We start from the raw sequence: 19,124 nt of genomic DNA on the forward strand, positions 1-19,124 counted from the left end.
TTTTTATACCCAAAGATGCAGACCTGTTCAAAAATAGAAAAAATCATACAAAGAAACGCCAAAACCGACATTTGCCGGAGTTGGCGTTTCTTTGTTAGGGACTTATTTTACAGCCCCTTCTATCTAGTCTTTCTTTTTATGCTCTTCACGATCACAACCGTTAAATAGCTGCCGCTTTTCAGTTCCTCCAAGCCATACATGACCTTTTCGCTTGGCAGACCACAGTCGGAAACCGCGTAAACCTGCAGCTCCTCTCCCTGTTTTTCCCGCTCTTTCTGTTCCCGGGCAAGCATTTCGCAAAGTTCTTCCAGCTTTCTGCCCGCTTTCATGTAGATCCTGGTTCCCTGATACTGCATCGTACGGCTGATCTCATAGCTTGCCGGGATCACATGGATTTCTTCTTCCTGTTCTCCGAGTGAAATGCCCAGCTTTGCCGCTACCGCGCAAAAGGAAGGAACACCACTGATCATCTGCACGTTTCCGCCCAGTGCCTGCACACGCTCTTGCAGGTACATATAGGTTGCGTACACAGACGGATCCCCGATCGTCAGGAAAGCCAGTGTCTTTCCCTGTTCAAGTAAGCCGCAGACAACTTTTGCATTTTCTTCCATTGCCTGCTCTAAAACTGCTTTTTCCTTTGTCATCGGAAAAGAAAGGACACATGTTTCCTTTTCAGCAACTGCCACTGCCTGTTTTACGATCTGGTATGCATAACACTTTTCTTTTTCCTGCGGCAACAAAAGCAGGTCGCTTTCCTCTATTTTTCTGACTGCACCAAGAGTAAGGCAGTCCGGATCTCCCGGTCCGACGCCGATTCCATATAATATGCCTTCCATTTACTTCTCTATCCTTCTGTTTATTTTGTTCTTTCCTTCTTCCCCGGCAAATCCCTCTTACCATCATCAACCATTCTTTCCGGTCTTTTAGGCGCTTTACATGTCATCCGGCATTTTTGCATAAACGCTTCGTCTTACAAAATAGTAACAGATCACCTGCATGGCGATCGTGATGATCCACGAAGCCGGATAAGAAATAAACAGAATCTTTAATGATCTGTGCTGTGGAAAGATTCCATAGATCCAGACGATTCTGGTACCGACTGTTCCGATCACGGAAAGGATCATCGGAACTGCCGAATGTCCCATACCACGAAGTGCTCCCGGAAACAGATCCATCAGTCCGCACAGGAAATAGGTCACGGTCGTATATAACATAATTTCCATGCCACAGGCTATAACATCCGGATCCGTTGTATAGATCTGCAAAATTTCAGGGCCGAACAGATAGGCACTGCTGCCTAAGAGCAGCGCAAAAACAACCGATAGCAGCATACATTCCAGCAAAACCTTATCCATACGTTTTTTCTTGCCTGCGCCGTAATTCTGGCTGGTAAAGCTCATGCATGCCTGCGTGATGGAATTAACGGAGACATACAAAAAACCGAGAATATTGTTAGCCGCGGTATACCCCGCCATAGCTATAGAGCCGAAGGAATTGACAGACGACTGCAGCAGCACATTTGAAAAATTGATGACCGTACTCTGGATGCCCGCCGGAACGCCTACCTGAAAGATCTGTCCGACATATTCTCCCCTGATCGCCAGTTTTGAAAACCGGAGCTGATAACTTCCCTGCGTCTGATACAGACAGCGCAGCACCAGAATACAGGAGATCATCTGGGAGATCACGGTCGCAATGGCAACGCCTGCAACACCCATATCCCACGCGATAACGAGAAACAGATTAAGCAGTGCATTGATCACACCGGATACGATCAGAAAAATAAGCGGACGCTTTGTATCTCCCACCGCACGCAAAATAGCTGCACCATAATTGTACAGCATAAAAAATGGCATTCCCACAAAATAAATGCGCATATACAAGGCAGACTGTCCGATGACATCTGCCGGGGTATCCATCAACGTAAGGGCGCCCCTGGCAAACACTACTCCCACCACTGCCATGATAAGTCCACTGACAAGCGCAAGAGCAATGGCTGTGTGCACTGTCTCTGACATTTCTTTTTCTCTGCCCGCTGCATAAAATCTGGCAACCAGCACATTGGCACCTAATGATATCCCGATAAAGAGATTGGTAAATACATTAATGAGTGCAGTGGTCGAACCGACCGCTGCCAGTGCACTGCTTCCCGTAAATCTTCCTACCACAATGATATCCACCGCATTAAACATCAGCTGTAAAATGCCGGATAACATCAGTGGAAGTGAAAATGAGATCAGCTTATCCATCAATGTTCCGTTTGTCATATCTATTTCATATTTGTTTTTCTTCTGTCTGGTTTCTGTCTGCATACCATGCTCCTGCGTACTTTCTGAGGTTTTATCCTCCGAAATTATAACACACTTTACCGTTTTATTCAGTTTCTTTTCTGAAAAATCATTTTGGAGCATTGACCGCATCTTTGATTTATGTCTATACTACTAATGAGATTTTTTATCAATAATACTTTCTACTATTTCACGGAGGATAACATGACATTAAAAGAACTTCCGATCGGAAAAACCGCAACCATTGTCACCGTTGGCGGTGAAGGTGCCCTGCGTCAGCATTTTCTGGATATGGGTATCATTCCAAAAGCCGAGATCACCATGGTGAAATATGCCCCTATGGGCGATCCGGTTGAGGTGCGCATCCACAGCTACGAGCTGACACTCAGACTGGCAGATGCCGAAAAGATCACCATTGAAAATATATATGAAAAGAAACCGCTTCCGCCAAGACAGGCACTGAAGCCTATCGATCATCCTGGACTTGGAGAAGGCGGCAGATACCACAATAAAGAGGAAGAAAACCCATTGCCGGAAGGCACTGTTCTGACTTTCGCTCTTGCGGGCAACCAGAATTGTGGTAAGACAACTTTATTTAACCAGTTGACCGGCTCTAACCAGCATGTCGGTAATTTTCCCGGTGTCACGGTAGACCGGAAAGACGGTGCGATCCGCGGGCAGAAAAATACACTTGTAACAGATCTGCCCGGCATTTATTCCATGTCTCCTTATTCCAATGAAGAGATCGTGACCCGTAACTTTGTATTAAACGAAAAGCCGAAAGGCATTATAAATATTGTGGATGCTACCAATATTGAACGGAATCTGTATCTGACCATGCAGCTTATGGAGCTTGATATCCCGATGGTACTTGCCCTGAATATGATGGATGAAGTGCGCGTCAACGGCGGCTCCATTTTAGTCAACCAGATGGAGGAAATGCTCGGTATTCCCGTCATTCCCATTTCCGCTGCCAAAAATGAAGGCATCAGCGAACTAATCGCACATGCCATGCATGTCACAAAATATCAGGAACGGCCGGGCAGACAGGATTTCTGTGATGCAAAAGATCATGGCGGTGCTGTACACCGTTGTCTGCACGGTATTATGCATCTGATCGAAGACCATGCGGAATCTGCAGGCATTCCGGTCCGTTTTGCTGCAGCAAAGCTGGCAGAGGGCGATCATCTGATCTTAGAGCAGCTGCAGCTGGATGAAAATGAGAAAGAAACACTGGAACATATTATTGTACAGATGGAAACGGAGCGCGGACTTGACCGTGCTGCTGCCATTGCGGATATGCGTTTTACGTTTATTGAAAAGATCTGTAAAGAAACGGTTGTCAAACCACATGAGAGCCGCGAGCATATGCGCAGCGTCAAAATGGATAAAATACTGACAGGACATTTTACCGCCATCCCCTGTTTTATCGCCATTATGGGACTTGTATTTTTCCTGACCTTTAATGTGATCGGCTCTGCACTTTCCAATCTTTTGCAGCTTGGGATCGATACGCTGACGCATCTGACGGATCAGCTTCTTACGGCAGCACACATCAACTCCGTGCTCCATTCCCTGATCATTGATGGTATTTTCAACGGCGTCGGCAGTGTGCTCAGCTTTTTGCCGATCATCGTCACACTCTTTTTCTTCCTGTCTCTTTTGGAAGACAGCGGTTATATGGCAAGAGTTGCTTTTGTGATGGATAAACTGCTCCGTAAGATCGGGCTTTCCGGCCGTAGCATTGTCCCTATGCTGGTCGGCTTCGGATGTACGGTTCCGGGTGTTATGGCAAGCCGTACCCTGCCATCCGAACGGGACCGTAAAATGACGATCCTGCTGACACCGTTTATGAGCTGCTCTGCCAAGCTGCCGATCTACAGCTTTTTTGCCGCTGCCTTTTTCCCGGGACATGGTGCACTTGTTATGATCGCCCTTTATTTCGGCGGTATTGTCATCGGTATTTTAATGGCACTTCTGCTGCGCTCTACCCTGTTTCACGGAGAAGCCGTTCCGTTTGTCATGGAACTGCCAAACTACAGACTCCCGGGCATAAAGAATGTCAGCCAGCTTCTATGGGAAAAGGCAAAAGACTTTCTGCAAAGAGCTTTTACCGTTATTTTCCTTGCTACGATCATCATCTGGTTTTTACAGACCTTCAACCTGCGCCTGAATCTGGTGACAGATTCCAGGGACAGTATCCTTGCCGCCGTAGCAGGACTGATCGCGCCTCTCTTTACACCGCTTGGATTCGGTGACTGGCGTATATCCACAGCTCTGATCACGGGCTTCATGGCAAAGGAAAGTGTTGTTGCCACACTTTCCATATTATTTGGCTCCACCGCTTCCCTGCAGGCAGTTCTGACACCCCTTTCAGCAGCAGCCCTTCTTGTCTTCTGTCTGCTGTACACGCCTTGTGTTGCGGCGATTGCCTCGATCAAACGTGAACTTGGTGGAAAGTGGGCTGCAGTGGTCGTTGTCGGTCAGTGTGTGATCGCCTGGCTTGCGGCTTATCTGGTACATGTTGCCGGTAGTCTGTTTTAGTCTTTCGCGGCTGCGGCAAAAGCAAAAGTAGCAACAGACAACCAAAGAGCGTCAGATGCAGCCATCTGACCGCACCACTGAAATTCATATACGGATTAAAATAATCAAGCACCATCGTCATAATATCTATGCTGCTGCAGATCATACAGATATGCAGCAGTATTTTTTTGCATGTTTTCATAGGTCTGTACCTCCCTGCTCCATGATGAAAATACCGTCTGCCACACCATGCTCCGGCTTATATGGATGATTTTCCACTGTTGTATCCCTGACCATAAAAGAACAATGTCCGCCGTCCAGATTATATGCCTTCTGGCAGCCAAGCGTTTCAAACAGCTTTGCCATTTCTTCCAGAAACATGCCTCTTGTACTGCTCTGTCTGCCATCCACCTGCACCAGGCAGTAATGTCCCGGTTCATAATAACCGATGGCAGTCCGTGGATGAGACTGCCTGATATAATCCCATGTCACAAATTCTGTCTTTGCCTTTCCGTTCTCATCCAGAAGGCTTGGTCCAAATACCCAGCTTTGGTAAGCCCCCTTTTCTTCCAGTGTCTGTCGGTTTACCGTTCCGGGTGCGTAAATATCCATCGTACCATCCTGATTCAGCACACAGGTTTCCGCATCCGACTGTCCCACTCTGTAATAAATGCCGTTTCGAATGACAGTCCCTTTCTCTTTATTATGGTCGTTGCTGTAAGAATCGCCGTTGACCGCCAGCTTAGAACCAAGCCGTTTTGCCATCGATGTCAGCTTTTCCTCATAGCCTATCCCATAAGTATCCTGTGCAAATGCTGTTTTCAGGCACGAAATATCACTGACATAAATATCCGCAACCGTATAGGCGATCTTCGTTCCGTACTTCACATGCCGCTGATCGGTCGTATCCACCCTGCCCGAATCATAAGACTGATGGCTGATGTGGATCGCCAGATCAGGACTTGTATAAGAATCAGCCGTTTCTACAACCTGATCGGTAAACTGATCCGCAAACTTTTCTTTAAAATTGCCGGTCTGTACAATGCTGTTTTCTTCCGCAATCGCTTCCGGTCCCGGTTCTTCTGCATATGGAATCTGTATTTCCGTCTGATCCGACTGTTGTGGTAGTGGCTGCTTAATTTCTGCCGCCATACGGTGCGGCAATTTATAATTGAGGATCCATACGCCAAGTAAAATAAGACAGGCAATGCACAGATCGATCAAAATACTTCCTATCCGTCTTTTCCATGTCACTTTTCTCACCTTCTATTACATCTCTTTAAACTGCAACATTACGCTTAAAGATCAGTTTACTCTGTACGTTAAAGCTGATCAGAAACAGTGTGCATTCTGTCAGTATCTTTGCAAAATAAACAGGCAGTCCCAGACCTGTATATACCATCAGGATCACATTGTTCATGAGCAGGATGCCCGCTGCCAGCAGAAAATACTGCATTCCGCTCGACAACTTCCTTTTTGTATGGAAGATAAATCTGCAGTTCATGCTGTAATTGTAAAAAGCACTCAGCAGTCTTGCCATGACATTTGCCAGAAGTACCATGCCTGCTGTATGCGGTAACACTGTTATAAACCCTGCGAACAGCAGATAATCGACCAGAAAACTGGAGGCGGAAGACAAGGAAAATTTCAGCATATTCTGATAGATCCGGAAAGAATCCCGCAGCACATGAAAATGAGAACAGGAATTCTCTTTATCATGATAGATCGTATGGATCTCTACCTCCTCGATCGGGATTTTCTTCTTTGCAAGTGTCATCAGCACATTGGTTTCATATTCATAGCGTTGCCCTTCCACTGCCAGAAGCTGTGGGATCAACTGTGCATCAAATGCCCGCAGCCCTGTCTGGGTATCCTTTACCCTGACACCGGACAAAAGATGAAATACTTCTCTTGTCACAGCATTCCCGATCCGCGAGCGGAATGGCATCTGTGCAATGCTCCGACAACCAAGTACCATCGTATTTCTGTGGGTATGCGCATAGGTCGTGAGTTTCTGCATATCGGTCGGCAGATGTTGTCCGTCTGCATCCATAATACCGACCACATCGCAGTCCCACATTTCCCGCCTGATATAGCAGAGTGCTGTTTTGATCGCTGCCCCTTTTCCTCTGTTTTCCCTGTGATGGAGCACGATACAGATGTCTTCGAGGCGGTCAAAAATGGACTGGTAATTTTCACCGCTTCCGTCGTCCACGACGATCATCTCATCTCCTGCCTCCCAAAGCTGTCCTGCCAGCTTCAAAAGAGTTTCGTCCGGTTGATAAGCCGGTATTATGATAGTTGCCATATGCTCACGCCCTTTCTGTTTTCTTTTCATCTCTGTCCTTTAAAAGCTGCAGAGAAAGTACCAATGCAATTCCGATTACACAGGCTACCGGGTGAAAATGGGAAAGATCAAGCGGAAGCTGCGGAATGGAGAGAGTTGTCGGTCCCATACAGATCGCATAAAAAGAACCGATCATCATGCCCAGGATCGCATATACCGAAAAAACACGGAAATGCTGCAGGCAATACCGGATCAACTTGACAACCGTTGCTGCACCGCAGACAATGCCAAGGCCGAAACACATAACAGCCGGCAGATAAGAAAACTGCAGGGAAAGCAAAGACCGGATCGCATGCATGACAGGCATATAGGCACCAAAAATCAGAAGCAGTGTAGAGCCTGAAATTCCCGGCAGAAACATCGCGGATATGGCAACCATGCCAATGAGGAAAAGCCGGATGCCAAGAGTCATCGAAAACTGTCCCAGATCCATTGCAGCTCCTGTTGTCCTGCCGTTTAAATAGCTGATGAGTACAACGAGCAGCATACCAAGAACGCCAAAAAAGATGCCCTGTCCGACCTGTCGGAAGCTCTCTTTTTCATCCCGGATCACAAGTGGGATAGAACCTGCCACAAATCCAAGGAACAAAGAGCTGACTACATAAATATGACTTTCAAATAAGGAGGTCAGGACAAGTACTGCCATTCCCATACCAATGATCCAGCCCAGTCCCAGTTTCCATAAATATCTGACTGCCTCCTTTTTTTCCTTCCAGCCGGAAAATACAAGTGCATGGATTGCACCGATAAACCGGTCGTAAAATCCCATGATAAAGGCGACCGTTCCGCCCGATACACCGGGCACGCTGTCCGCCAGTGCCATACAAAATCCATTGATGCCTTCTTTTAACATAATAAAAAACCTCCTGTTCGTTTCTGTAACCAGCATAACAAGTTACCTTAAACAAACAGGAGGTTATATTCTAAACAAATCCTAAACCGGTGCATTCAGCCGATAGCCTGCACCCCAGACGGTTTCCAGCAGCTTCGGATTTTTGCTGTCCTCTTCTATTTTTTCCCGGATCCGGTTGATATGCACCATGACGGTTGCATTATCTCCCATATACTCATAGCCCCAGACCGCTTCAAAAAGCTGTTCCTTGGAAAACACGATATTAGGATGCTTCGCCAGAAACAACAGCAGTTCAAATTCTCTGTTAGGCAGGCGGAGTTCCTTTCCATCCTTATACACCTTCCAGCTTTCCGGCAATATGGTAAGCGATCCGATCCTGATCTCCTCGGGCTTTTTCTCCTCCGTCGCTGCGCCTGCCAGCCGTTCATACTGCCTGATATTGGCATGCACTCTGGCAACCAGCTCCGCCGGATCAAACGGTTTGGCGATATAATCATCCGCGCCCAATCCCAGTCCACGGATTTTGTCTACGGATTCCGTCCGCGCAGTTACCATCAGAACAGGGATCGTAAGCTTCAGATTTTCCCGGATCTCCTTGCATAACACATAACCGCTCTTACCGGGCAGCATCAGATCCAGTAAGATCAGATCAAATTTTTCCTTCTGCAGAAGCTCTGTCACACTGCCGCCATCCTCTGCGACCACGGTTGTAAAACCGGATGCCTGCAAATAGGCTTCTTCTATCATACTGATATCCGCATCGTCCTCCACGATCAAGATTCTCTTTCCTTCCGCCACTTTCTCTGTTCCTTTCTCTTTTTATATTTCATCTGCACTTTCTGCTTTTTGTGGGAATTCCATCACTATCTGCAGCCCATGCTTACTTTCAGCCCTTACCTGACCGCCCATTGCCTGTGTCAGATATTTGACAATGTATAGTCCCAATCCGTTTCCTTCCTTTTTGTTGCGAGATTCATCGCCGCGATAAAATTCATCAAATAAATACGGCAGTTTCTCTGCTGCAACACCGACACCATGATCTGCAAAGCAGATCTGCCATCTGTCCTGCTTCCGGGAAAGCGTAATCTCCATTTGCAGCGGTTTTACCTCACTGTATTTCCGGCTGTTTTCCAGCAGATTATCCAAAATACGCTGTAGCTGCTCGGGATCTGCCATTACATGCGCAGACTCTGTTTCTCCTGCCAGCTCATCCGCACGATCCTCCACCTGAAATGAGAGCGTTTCCTCCTCTCCCAGATAGCTCTGCTTTCCCTGTACATAGTCCCGCAAAAATGCGGTCAGATCCAGCTTTTGCTGATGAAGCGGCATATTTCCCGTTTCCAGCTTGGAAAGGTAAAACAACTGATTGAGCAGCATATCCATGTCCTCTGTCCTGCGGTAAGCCGTCTGCAAAAACTTTTCCGTCTGCGCAGGCGACGTGGCAATGCCATCCAGTACCGCCTTGATCATGCCTTTTACGGCAGTCAGCGGTGTTTTCAGATCATGAGAAATACCTGCGATCATATCCGTCCGTGCCTTTTCGTATTTCCGGTTCCGCTCCTGCTGCTCCAAAATATGCTGCTGCATTTCATTAAATGTCGTACATACCGTTTCAAATTCCGCATCCCCCGTATAATCGATCTCTTCCGTCAAATCATTTTCCCGGATACGGTTAGCACCCGTTTCCAGTGCTTTCAGCGGCTTACTGATATGGTTTGCCAGATGCCTCGTACAGATCTGGCTGACCAGAATAAGCGCACAGATGCAAAACAACGCATCTACCAGAAACAGCAGTATAAATGAATTTTTATGAATTGTCCAGTCTGCCAGCAGCTCTTCCACCTGATCCGAATCGATCACCGATTCCATGGTCTGCTGCCACTCTTTCTCGATCGACTCCGCGTACAGCTTTACCATACCCAGATTGATGAGCACCATTGCGAATAATGCGATCAATATCGTTACCGCATTGGAAATAAAGATCCTCTGTCTTACCGTTGTCTTTTTCATCCCAGACCACTCCTTTGTATGATCGTAACAGACAACCCTAAAGAAATGCAATGGTTAGTTCTAAACAAATGCTAAACAGAATACATTTCCGCATAAAAAAGAGACATCCATTTCCATGAATGCCTCTTTCTGTATCTAACTGTTATTCGTCTTCCGATTAAGCGTTAGCCTTTTTTGCCTTCTGACCCTTCAGTGTCTGGATACCTTCAATTACAAGGATGACAGCCAGAACGATCAGTAATGCGCCAAGAATTACCTGTGCATATGGACCCCAGTCAGCTCCGCCTGCAGCGATGATACCAATCTGGTTCTTTACTGTCAGAGCAAGTGAGCAGATCGTAACAACGATCATGAACGCCATAGGAATTAAGAACATCTTGTTGTTCTTTCCTGCATTACCAAGCCATGTAGCAACTGCTAACAGACCGATACCTGCAAGTAACTGGTTAGCTGCACCAAACAGACCCCAGATCTTAGCATATCCTGTCATACCAAGTAAGATACCAAGTACAACTGTTAAGATTGTTGCGAAATATGGATTAACCATAACCTTCTTCCAGCCTTCCTTAATATCCTTTGGTGTCTGACCAGGCTCAAGCCAGAATTCCTGGAACATGAAACGTGCAAGACGTGTTGCTGTATCCAGAGATGTCAGACAGAAAGCTGAATATGTAAGTACGAGCAGAGAGTTCAGTACTGTGTAGCTGCCCGGGATAACATCGTCAACCATGTGAGCGATACCACCACCGAAGATAGCTGTTGCACCAACAAGTGCGCTGTCAGGGTTTGCCTGATTCCACTTGTAAGCATAACCGATTGCACAAAGAGTTAATACAGCAAGTACACACTCAAGGAGCATTCCGCCGTAAGCGATCGGCTTTGCATCTTTTTCTTTGTCAAGCTGTTTAGATGTTGTACCTGAGGAAACCAGTGAATGGAAACCTGAGATAGCACCACATGCAACTGTTGTGAACAGTACAGGGAACAGATACTGGATACCGTTTCCGTTATCTACTGCAAAACCTGTTACTGCCGGGAAACTTGCATCAAATGTAGGATGTGCTACAACAACAGCGAATACGGCAACTGCAAGCATTGCATAAAGCAGGAATGAGCTTAAGTAGTCACGTGGCTGCAGAAGGATCCATACAGGTGTTACAGATGCGATCGCAATGTAAAGACCTACGATCCACATCCATGTCTTTGTTGACAGATAAATCGGATGGAAATTCATACCAACTGCCATGATCAGAACGATCGCAAGTACACCGATGATAGAAGCAACGCCCATTGGCACATTCTTACGGTATACAAAGAAACCGAATACGATAGCGATCAGGATGAATAATACAGAGATCATAGCAACAGATGCAGGTGTAGCGGATTTAGCTACATCCAGTGCACCACTTTCATCATATACAGCGCCGAATGTTGATGCTACGATTGAAGCAAAAGCAGCTACAACAAGGATCAGTGTCAGGTATGAGAAAATAATGAACAGCTGTTTTGCACGCTTGCTCATGTTAGCGGAGATGATCTCTCCAATTGACTGGCCTTTATTGCGGACAGATGCAAAAAGTGCGCCAAAGTCATGCACACCACCGAAGAAGATACCTCCGATGAGAATCCAAAGAGTTACAGGCAGCCAACCAAAGATTGCTGCGCCGATCGGTCCTGTGATAGGGCCTGCACCTGCGATTGATGAAAAATGATGTCCCATCAGAACCGGTGCTTTTGCCGGAACATAGTCCACACCGTCTTCCATTGTATGAGCCGGTGTCTCAGTTTTGCTCTCACCAACGCCCCACTGCTTGCAAAGCCATCCACCGTAGAAGATGTAGCCGATTACAAGAATGGCAACACAGATGAGAAGAAGTACTAATGAATTCATTTACTCTTTCTCCCTTCAATATTTACGAATATAGTACCTTTTTCATAAATTTCGCTGTGTGGCGGCCGCCCCTGTTCGCGTCAATCTGTCCTGTTGACAGCTCTACAAGTGCAGTATGGTGATCCATCCAGCCATGCAGTGAAAAATGAAAACTTTTTGATATGCGGCACTTTTTCAGTGCCTTTCTGGCATCTTCATCGCAAGTATCGCAGATGAAGACAGGCGTAATATAAGACGCCATATGTCCCGGTCCGACATGCAGACGGTTCATGCCATCTTCATGTACAAAATCTCTCCACTTCTGATACAGCTCAAGAGTGAGATGCGGGATATTCAAAAAATATAAGAATTCTTCTGTATCAGCAGTCCAAAGCTCAGCCTTTTTGGAAATGACATATTGCCCTGAATGCTCAAAAAAATCACAGCGCGCTGTGATCGGGTTCCGGTCATCTTCGTCCGGATGAATGTTATAACTGGATCTGTAGCTCTTCAAAAGCCGTTCTATCGCGGTTTCTCTTGTATAATCCATGTTGTTCAATTCACTCCATATACTCAATTATAAAAACTTTATAAACTATAACCTATTTATAATAATATGTTGCGTCCATTTTCGCAACCTGTTTTGAAAAAAAATATCAAAAAAAGGCGGAAAATATACAAAACATGTCGTTTTGTATCAAGTTTTGCCGCCTTTTTTACAACGATATTACTTTCTTTAGAATGATATTGATTTTATTTTCTACGCAAACAGTTCTTTCACCGCCTGTGCGTCGAAAGTAACCTGCTTTTTGTGATCTACCTCGATCTGATAAAGGGCATTGGCTGCAATATGTTCTGCTGCCTGTTCCAGATCACGGACACCTGTTGTATCGGTGAACTGCGTGATCACCTGATCCAGTCCATCATCTGTGATAATACATTCATTTTCTAAGAGCCCGATCCGTTTCAGTACCTTTGGCAGTGCAAATCTGCTGAAGATCACTTTCTTTTCCTCAAATGTATAATCCGGGATATCGATCACGGCAAAACGTGACATCAGTGGAGCACTGATATCCTCTTTATTGTTTGCAGTTGCAATCGGATAAACACCAAATGTCGGAATCATACATTCAATATAGTTATCCGTAAAGCCAAGGTTATCAAGCAAGGTCAGAAGAACATCTGCCGGATTGCCGTTTCCTTTGCCGGAAGCTGCTTTGTCCAGCTCATTGATGATAAATACCAGATTGGATTCCCCGGCGATGGAGAATGCTTCCATAATAATACCCGGCTTTGCATTTGCATAAATACGGGAGCTTCCTGTAAGCTGCTCCGGATCGTTGATGGAGCTCATATCAAGTGTAGCCCACGGCAGTTTTAAAATACGCGCTACCGCATAGGCAATCTGGGATTTACCGGTTCCTGCAGGGCCGACAAGCAGAAGGCCGTAAGCAGGCAGTGTATGCGTTCTGTTGATCTGGATGATCGTTTCCATGATACGCTGCTTCACGCGTTCCAGTCCGTACAGCTCTTCATCTAAGATCTTTCTGGCTTCTACCGGATCGATCGCCTCAAAATAATCGCTCTTCCACTGTACATTCATCATAATGGAAAGAGCACGCTGTGCATGACGGCGTTCCTCCGGGGAAACCTCATGGGATCTTGCCACAGCAAGGTTCCGTCTTGCCCAGAGTCTGATATTATCGGGAAGTGTTCTGCCTGCGCAGGTCATGAAATCGGAAATACTCTGCAGGCTGGTGATCTTCATATCATCGCCTTCCTCTTCCGCATCATCATCCTCTTCAATCTCTTCCACTGCTGTCATGGACAACAGTCTTTCGATCATATACTGTAAAAATCCGTCTGCTGCGGAGAGCTTTGTCCCACCGCCAAATGCAGTTTCACGGATTCTGTATACCGCATAACCATCCTCTGTATTTTTGCCGGAAAGACGGACATTGATCCGGTTCTCTCCCAGCCACTTGATCAGATTCACAAATCTGGCATCTACCTTTAAAATATCGGCCGGATAGGTTTCTCCTTCTTCCTTGAATTCAAAAGAGGTTCTTTTTGTCTGATTGGTGAAAAGACCGTTTGTATGATGTTTCCACTGCTGCTCTTTGTTACTGATCACAAGGATCGGATCCTCCGGGCTTTTCTCCTTTGCGTCTGACAGAAACGTTGTATAAGTACAGACATCCTCTATCTTTCCTGTCCCTTTTCCACTAAAATCAAAAACCGGCATTTTTTATCTCCTTTTTCTTTCCTAAGTATTCTTTGTACACGCTCTTCTTCTATGAAACCACAAAATCCGGAATTTTACAATTCCGGATTTTGCAAATCAGTCATCCTTATTCTACATTTTTGAGTGCTTCATCCATCGGGATCTTCTTGATACGGTTAAAATCAAAGCACATCACGATCAGATAACCGATCAGAACGAATACAAACATCTTCAGATATCCGGCCGGCTCCACCATAAAAGTAAACCATCCGCTGTAAGTTGCCATCATGGCCGCCCATACGTAAACGATCACTTTTTCACCCAGAAAGACGGTAACTGCATCAATAAGCACCACGGCGATCGTAGTCGCCATCAGATAAAGTCCTGCAATTTCACTGTTTTTATACCCCAGGATCTTTGTCATGGAAATGGCATTTTCGTTTTTCTCAATGATCAGCTTTGTCAGAAGGTAGATCATAACGATCGCAAGCAGAATACACAAATATTGGAAATAGGTCATATAACTTCCCATGGAATGATCCAGCTGGTCGCACATCTTTGTGATATCACGGATCGTGATCACCGTTGCGACCTGATCTTCCGCCAGATCCGTGATCTCGGTATCGGAAAGGAAACCACCAAACTGCCCGTCTTTCAGATCAAATACCTTACCAAACTGACTGATCGGCATAAAGACCGCAATACTCTGACACTTTTCATAAATGCCCGCAACTTTGAACGTATACTGTTTGTTTTCGTATTTCTCATCCAGTGTTACTGTATCACCTTTCGTCAGGTTGTATTTTTCACTGAACGGCTTTGCGATATAAACCTCTCCCTCTTTCAGGGCAGAAAGTCCGTCGATCTGTACATACCGGCTATCATCTTCTATACCATAGACCGATACTTCTTCATCAAACGTGTCACTCTTCTTCTGCAGGGATGTCATATCAAACTTCTCCGCATCCGCATTTTCTGTTGTGACCGTATTGCCATCCTCATCCTCATAATCGGAAAGCACATACTGATATTTTGCAAACATCATACTTTCGGCGTTGTCCTTATAATATTGCAGGGTACTTGGCATACCGACTGCCATGGCAAGCAGTACCATTATAAAGAAGATACCGACAAACAGAACCAGATAATTGGGAATATTCTGGAACAGAATACGCAGACGGAATCTGTTTAAGAAGCTCCAGCGTGGCAATCTCATTGCTTTCTTCCGCTTGTTTTTCTTCAGATCATGACGCAAAAACTGCAGCGGCGTATGACGCATCATTCCGGTAATGATGAGCAGGTTCACGACCAGCATCAGAATGACCGGAATCAAAGTTGTTTTCACAAATGCCTCCGCATTCCATATGGTTTCATACGTTGGCAGACTGTAACTGTTATAATACATGGAAACAACCACTTTTTTAAATACCGTATAGCCAAGTACATTTCCGATCACAGCCGCAAACAACGTTACGATCACCGGCATGGAAAGATAATGTCTGACGAGTTCTCCTCTTGTATAGCCGGATGCGCGCAGTGTTCCGATCGCTGAGGCTTCCTTTACGATCGTATTATTGATTGTGATTGCAAAGATGAACGCGATAATACCGATCAGAATATATAAAAGAACGCCGCCCATTGCCTCATCCGATCCCATATCCTCTGTTGCAAAGGTGATCGCCGGATTTGCATAAGCAGGTACATAGTCTGCAATCTCATTGTCACAAGCGACCGTCTGGGTCAGGAGTGCACGCATGAAATCATCGGACTGTTTTTTGGCTGCCACATCATCTGCCGGTTTTTCCTCATAAACCCATGCATATGTGAAATGAACTTTTTTATGCAAACTGCTAAAGCCTTCCTCTGTCACCATTGCCACATCAAATTTCAGTGCATCGAACATAAAATCCGTTGCTTTTTCATGCAGTGTCGCATAATTCACATAGGCGATCAGCCCGGTTACACGAAACTTCTTTCCGGATACGGAAACGGTATCTCCCACCTTTATGCCAACGTTGTCCGCATGCATACGGTCAATGGCAATTTCGTCTGCTTTCTCCGGAAGCTGCCCGTCCAGAATGCAGGCCTCGTTGACTGCATCCGTTCTGGCATAAACTCGGATGGTTCCGTCCGTTTCACCGTCATTGTTGTAATCTTCCTCTTCATTCCGGTAGGAATTTTCATAAACCGTTGTCTTTACCGCCCGAAAATCCGGATCATTTAATTCATATTTTTCTTCCGCATCCGCATATTCATCGTCTATCTTATCCCGGATCTCCTGCAGTGCTTTCTCATAGGCTTCCTGATATGCCTCATCATAAGCGGTCTGATAAGCGCCCGTCTGTTTTGCAGCCTCCAGCATTTCCGGCGACATGGTTTCTGCCATCTGCGCATCAAATTTTTCATCAAATTCTTTTTTGAACTTCTCATCCAGTTCTTTGGTTGCTTTGTCCAGATAGTACTGCTTTACATCTGCCTTTTCGCCGGTCTCGATCGCAGCAAGCAGATCTGCATCTGCCTTTTTCTGCAGTTCAAAATGACCGTCCTCCAGCTTATACTTTGTTTTTCCGTCCTCTGCGGCTTTCAGCATACTTCCGTTTGCCACATACATACCGGATACAAAGCCGATCGTCAGGATCAGGAAAAGTGCCACTACCAGATATTTCTTCCAGTCACCGGAAAGTTCCCGCGGGATTCTTTTGATCAGGGGATTTTTGGTTCTTTTCTTCATATTGTCCACCCCTTACCATTCCAGATCCTGTGCGGAAATCTTATTTGTGTTGATCTCATTATGCCGTACCATACCGTCACGCAGCTTGATCACATGATCCGCCATGTTTTTGATCGCTTCGTTATGCGTTACCATAATGACCGTATTACCGTATTTTTGATTGACATCCTCGATCAGCTTCAAGATTTCTTTTGATGTATTGTAGTCAAGTGCTCCGGTCGGTTCATCACAAAGCAGGATATCCGGATTCTTTACGATCGCACGCCCGATGGAAACACGCTGCTGTTGTCCGCCGGAAAGCTGGTTTGGCAGCTTATAACGATGCTCATAAAGTCCCAGCGTATGTAACAGATCATCAATATCCAGCGGGCTGTCGGAAAGATAAGCACCCACTTCTATATTTTCCTTTACATTCAGGTTTGCGATCAAATTATAAAGCTGGAACACATAGCCCAGATGTTTTCTGCGATACATCGTCAGTTTTTTCTCACCCATGTCCTCCAGCTTATCTCCGCCTATGCTTATGTATCCGGAATCTGCATTATCAATGCCTCCCAGAATATTTAACAAAGTAGACTTTCCGGAACCGGACGGTCCTAACAGGACACAGAACTCTCCCTTCGCAACAGAGAAGCTCATCCCTCGTAAAACTTCCTGTCTTGTTTCTCCGCTTCCAAATCCCTTTTTCAGGTCTACAATCTCTAAAAATTTCTTCTCTTCTATTGCCATACTCTCCTCATTTCTACAGGGCAGAATGATCCGCCTCCTGTGGTTAGTTATATCTAATTGTCAGGATCAGTATAGCATAATTGTTTTTCATTACAAGAAAGAAGGCGCTTGCTGATATTTTTTATCAGTAAGTGCCTTCTTATCATACTATTCTTTTCCGAGTATCTTTTGCATATTAAACGTTTTTAGATTGTAATTATTTCCAGTGAAATGTAAACATACCATAAATATATATAAATACGATCACAAGCGGTACCACATACTGAAAGACCGGACGCATCCATTTCTTTACTTTCAGACCCTTTCCTTCATTTGCTTCCATAAGAAACCTGTCCCAGCCCCAGCCAATCTTATAGCAGCAGAATATTGCCAGCATCAAAGAACCCAGCGGCAATACATTGTTTGATACGATGAAGTCCCAGAAATCAAGCCATGCGGTTCCTTTTGCAAACGGCTGGAAATGAAATACACTGTAGCCGAGTGCTGTCGTCAGGGCTGCAAGAAAAATTGCAGTTCCGCAGGCAATGCAGCCCTTCGGTCTGGACCAGCCGGTATATTCTCTTACCATTGCAAGCAGATTTTCACAAACGCCAAGTACGGTTGATAATGCCGCAAACACCATGAACAGGAAAAACAGCGTGCCCCACCAGCGACCGCCTGCCATATTGTTAAATACAGTCGCCATCGTATCAAACAAAAGGCTTGGGCCTGCTTGTACTTCCAGTCCGTAAGTAAAACATGCCGGGAAAATAATGATTCCCGCTATGACCGCCACAAGTGTATCCAGCACGATAATATGAACCGATTCCCCCATCAGAGATCTGTCTTTATCAATATAACTGCCAAAGATCGCCATGCCACCCATTCCGACTGACAATGTGAAAAATGCTTGGTTCATGGCACCCACAATAACGGAGCCGTTGATCTTGGAAAAATCAGGGATCATATAAAAGGATAAACCCTGCCCTGCTCCTTTTAAGGTCATGCTGTGCACCGCCAGCACAAGCATCAGCACAATAAGTGCGGACATCATGTATTTGGTGATCCGTTCCAGCCCCTTTTGCAGATGAAAACTTAAGATCACAAAGGCAATCAGTACTGTCATAAACAGATAAAATACATTGAGCGCCGGATTTTGTATCATCTGTTCAAACCCAAAGTTCTGATTCTGCCCTGTCAGAAACTTTATAAAATAATACAGCATCCAGCCGGAAACAACCGTATAAAATGCCATGATGGAAAAATTACCGATCAGGCATATGATACCGAGTATGTTCCATTTTTTCTTGCCGGACAACTTTCCATACATATAAAGCGGGCTTGTCTGCGCCGCTCTTCCGACCGAAAGCTCCATGACCATAGCCGGCAGTCCCAGCACCAGCAGACAAATGATATACAGCAGCATGAAACTGCCGCCGCCGTTCTGTCCGCACATCCACGGAAACTTCCATACATTACCGCATCCGATCGCACATCCTGCGGAGAGCATGATAAACCCCAGTCTGCTCCCCAGTCTTTCTCTGTTTTCCATAAAATACCTTCCCAATCT

14 protein-coding genes are annotated in these 19,124 nt (G+C 45.6%); 1 reads left to right on the forward strand and 13 read right to left on the reverse strand.

Going from position 1 to position 19,124, the window contains the following annotated elements; all coding sequences use genetic code 11:
- Positions 1 to 119: 119 nt before the first annotated feature.
- The gene (gene cobI, locus KQI22_RS12380; RefSeq protein ID WP_216552810.1) at positions 120 to 836 is read right to left on the reverse strand and encodes a precorrin-2 C(20)-methyltransferase; all 717 of its coding nucleotides are present in this window, start codon (positions 834 to 836) and stop codon (positions 120 to 122) included.
- Positions 837 to 932: 96 nt separating this feature from the next.
- Entirely contained in the window at positions 933 to 2,312 is a 1,380-nt protein-coding gene (locus KQI22_RS12385; protein WP_216552812.1) for an MATE family efflux transporter, read from the reverse strand.
- A 180-nt stretch (positions 2,313 to 2,492) separates the two neighbouring features.
- Between KQI22_RS12385 and feoB the strand changes: the two genes are divergently transcribed.
- A complete protein-coding gene (gene feoB, locus KQI22_RS12390; protein ID WP_216552814.1) occupies positions 2,493 to 4,832 on the forward strand; it encodes a ferrous iron transport protein B in 2,340 nt (779 codons plus the stop codon).
- 177 nt (positions 4,833 to 5,009) lie between these two features.
- Here the strand turns inward: feoB and KQI22_RS14085 are convergent, their stop codons facing one another.
- The 11 genes from KQI22_RS14085 to KQI22_RS12445 form a co-directional block, all read right to left on the reverse strand.
- Positions 5,010 to 6,065 (reverse strand): phosphodiester glycosidase family protein, encoded by a 1,056-nt coding sequence (locus KQI22_RS14085; RefSeq protein WP_216552816.1) that lies wholly within the window; start codon positions 6,063 to 6,065, stop codon positions 5,010 to 5,012.
- Positions 6,066 to 6,090: 25 nt separating this feature from the next.
- Entirely contained in the window at positions 6,091 to 7,119 is a 1,029-nt protein-coding gene (locus KQI22_RS12400; RefSeq protein WP_216552818.1) for a bifunctional glycosyltransferase family 2/GtrA family protein, read from the reverse strand.
- Between the two features lie 4 nt (positions 7,120 to 7,123).
- Entirely contained in the window at positions 7,124 to 8,011 is an 888-nt protein-coding gene (locus tag KQI22_RS12405; RefSeq protein WP_216552820.1) for a DUF368 domain-containing protein, read from the reverse strand.
- An 81-nt stretch (positions 8,012 to 8,092) separates the two neighbouring features.
- Positions 8,093 to 8,809 (reverse strand): response regulator transcription factor, encoded by a 717-nt coding sequence (locus tag KQI22_RS12410; RefSeq protein WP_216552822.1) that lies wholly within the window; start codon positions 8,807 to 8,809, stop codon positions 8,093 to 8,095.
- 21 nt (positions 8,810 to 8,830) lie between these two features.
- A complete protein-coding gene (locus KQI22_RS12415; protein WP_216552824.1) occupies positions 8,831 to 10,021 on the reverse strand; it encodes a sensor histidine kinase in 1,191 nt (396 codons plus the stop codon).
- A 157-nt stretch (positions 10,022 to 10,178) separates the two neighbouring features.
- A complete protein-coding gene (locus tag KQI22_RS12420) occupies positions 10,179 to 11,912 on the reverse strand; it encodes a carbon starvation CstA family protein (RefSeq protein ID WP_216552826.1) in 1,734 nt (577 codons plus the stop codon).
- Between the two features lie 22 nt (positions 11,913 to 11,934).
- Positions 11,935 to 12,441, reverse strand: a complete 507-nt coding sequence (locus KQI22_RS12425; RefSeq protein WP_216552828.1) for a hypothetical protein — start codon at positions 12,439 to 12,441, stop codon at positions 11,935 to 11,937.
- 210 nt (positions 12,442 to 12,651) lie between these two features.
- Positions 12,652 to 14,136: an AAA family ATPase gene (locus tag KQI22_RS12430; protein ID WP_216552830.1), complete on the reverse strand. Its 1,485-nt coding sequence runs from the start codon at positions 14,134 to 14,136 to the stop codon at positions 12,652 to 12,654.
- Positions 14,137 to 14,242: 106 nt separating this feature from the next.
- Entirely contained in the window at positions 14,243 to 16,846 is a 2,604-nt protein-coding gene (locus tag KQI22_RS12435; protein ID WP_216552832.1) for an FtsX-like permease family protein, read from the reverse strand.
- Between the two features lie 12 nt (positions 16,847 to 16,858).
- Positions 16,859 to 17,575, reverse strand: coding sequence for an ABC transporter ATP-binding protein (locus KQI22_RS12440; RefSeq protein ID WP_216552834.1), 717 nt, complete (start codon positions 17,573 to 17,575; stop codon positions 16,859 to 16,861).
- A gap of 196 nt (positions 17,576 to 17,771) precedes the next feature.
- Positions 17,772 to 19,106 carry a sodium-dependent transporter gene (locus KQI22_RS12445; protein ID WP_216552836.1) on the reverse strand — a complete coding sequence of 445 codons (1,335 nt, stop codon included), beginning with the start codon at positions 19,104 to 19,106 and terminating at the stop codon, positions 17,772 to 17,774.
- Between the last annotated feature and the right edge of the window lie 18 nt (positions 19,107 to 19,124).

This window comes from Kineothrix sp. MSJ-39, assembly GCF_018917935.1.
Taxonomy (GTDB): domain Bacteria; phylum Bacillota; class Clostridia; order Lachnospirales; family Lachnospiraceae; genus CAG-194.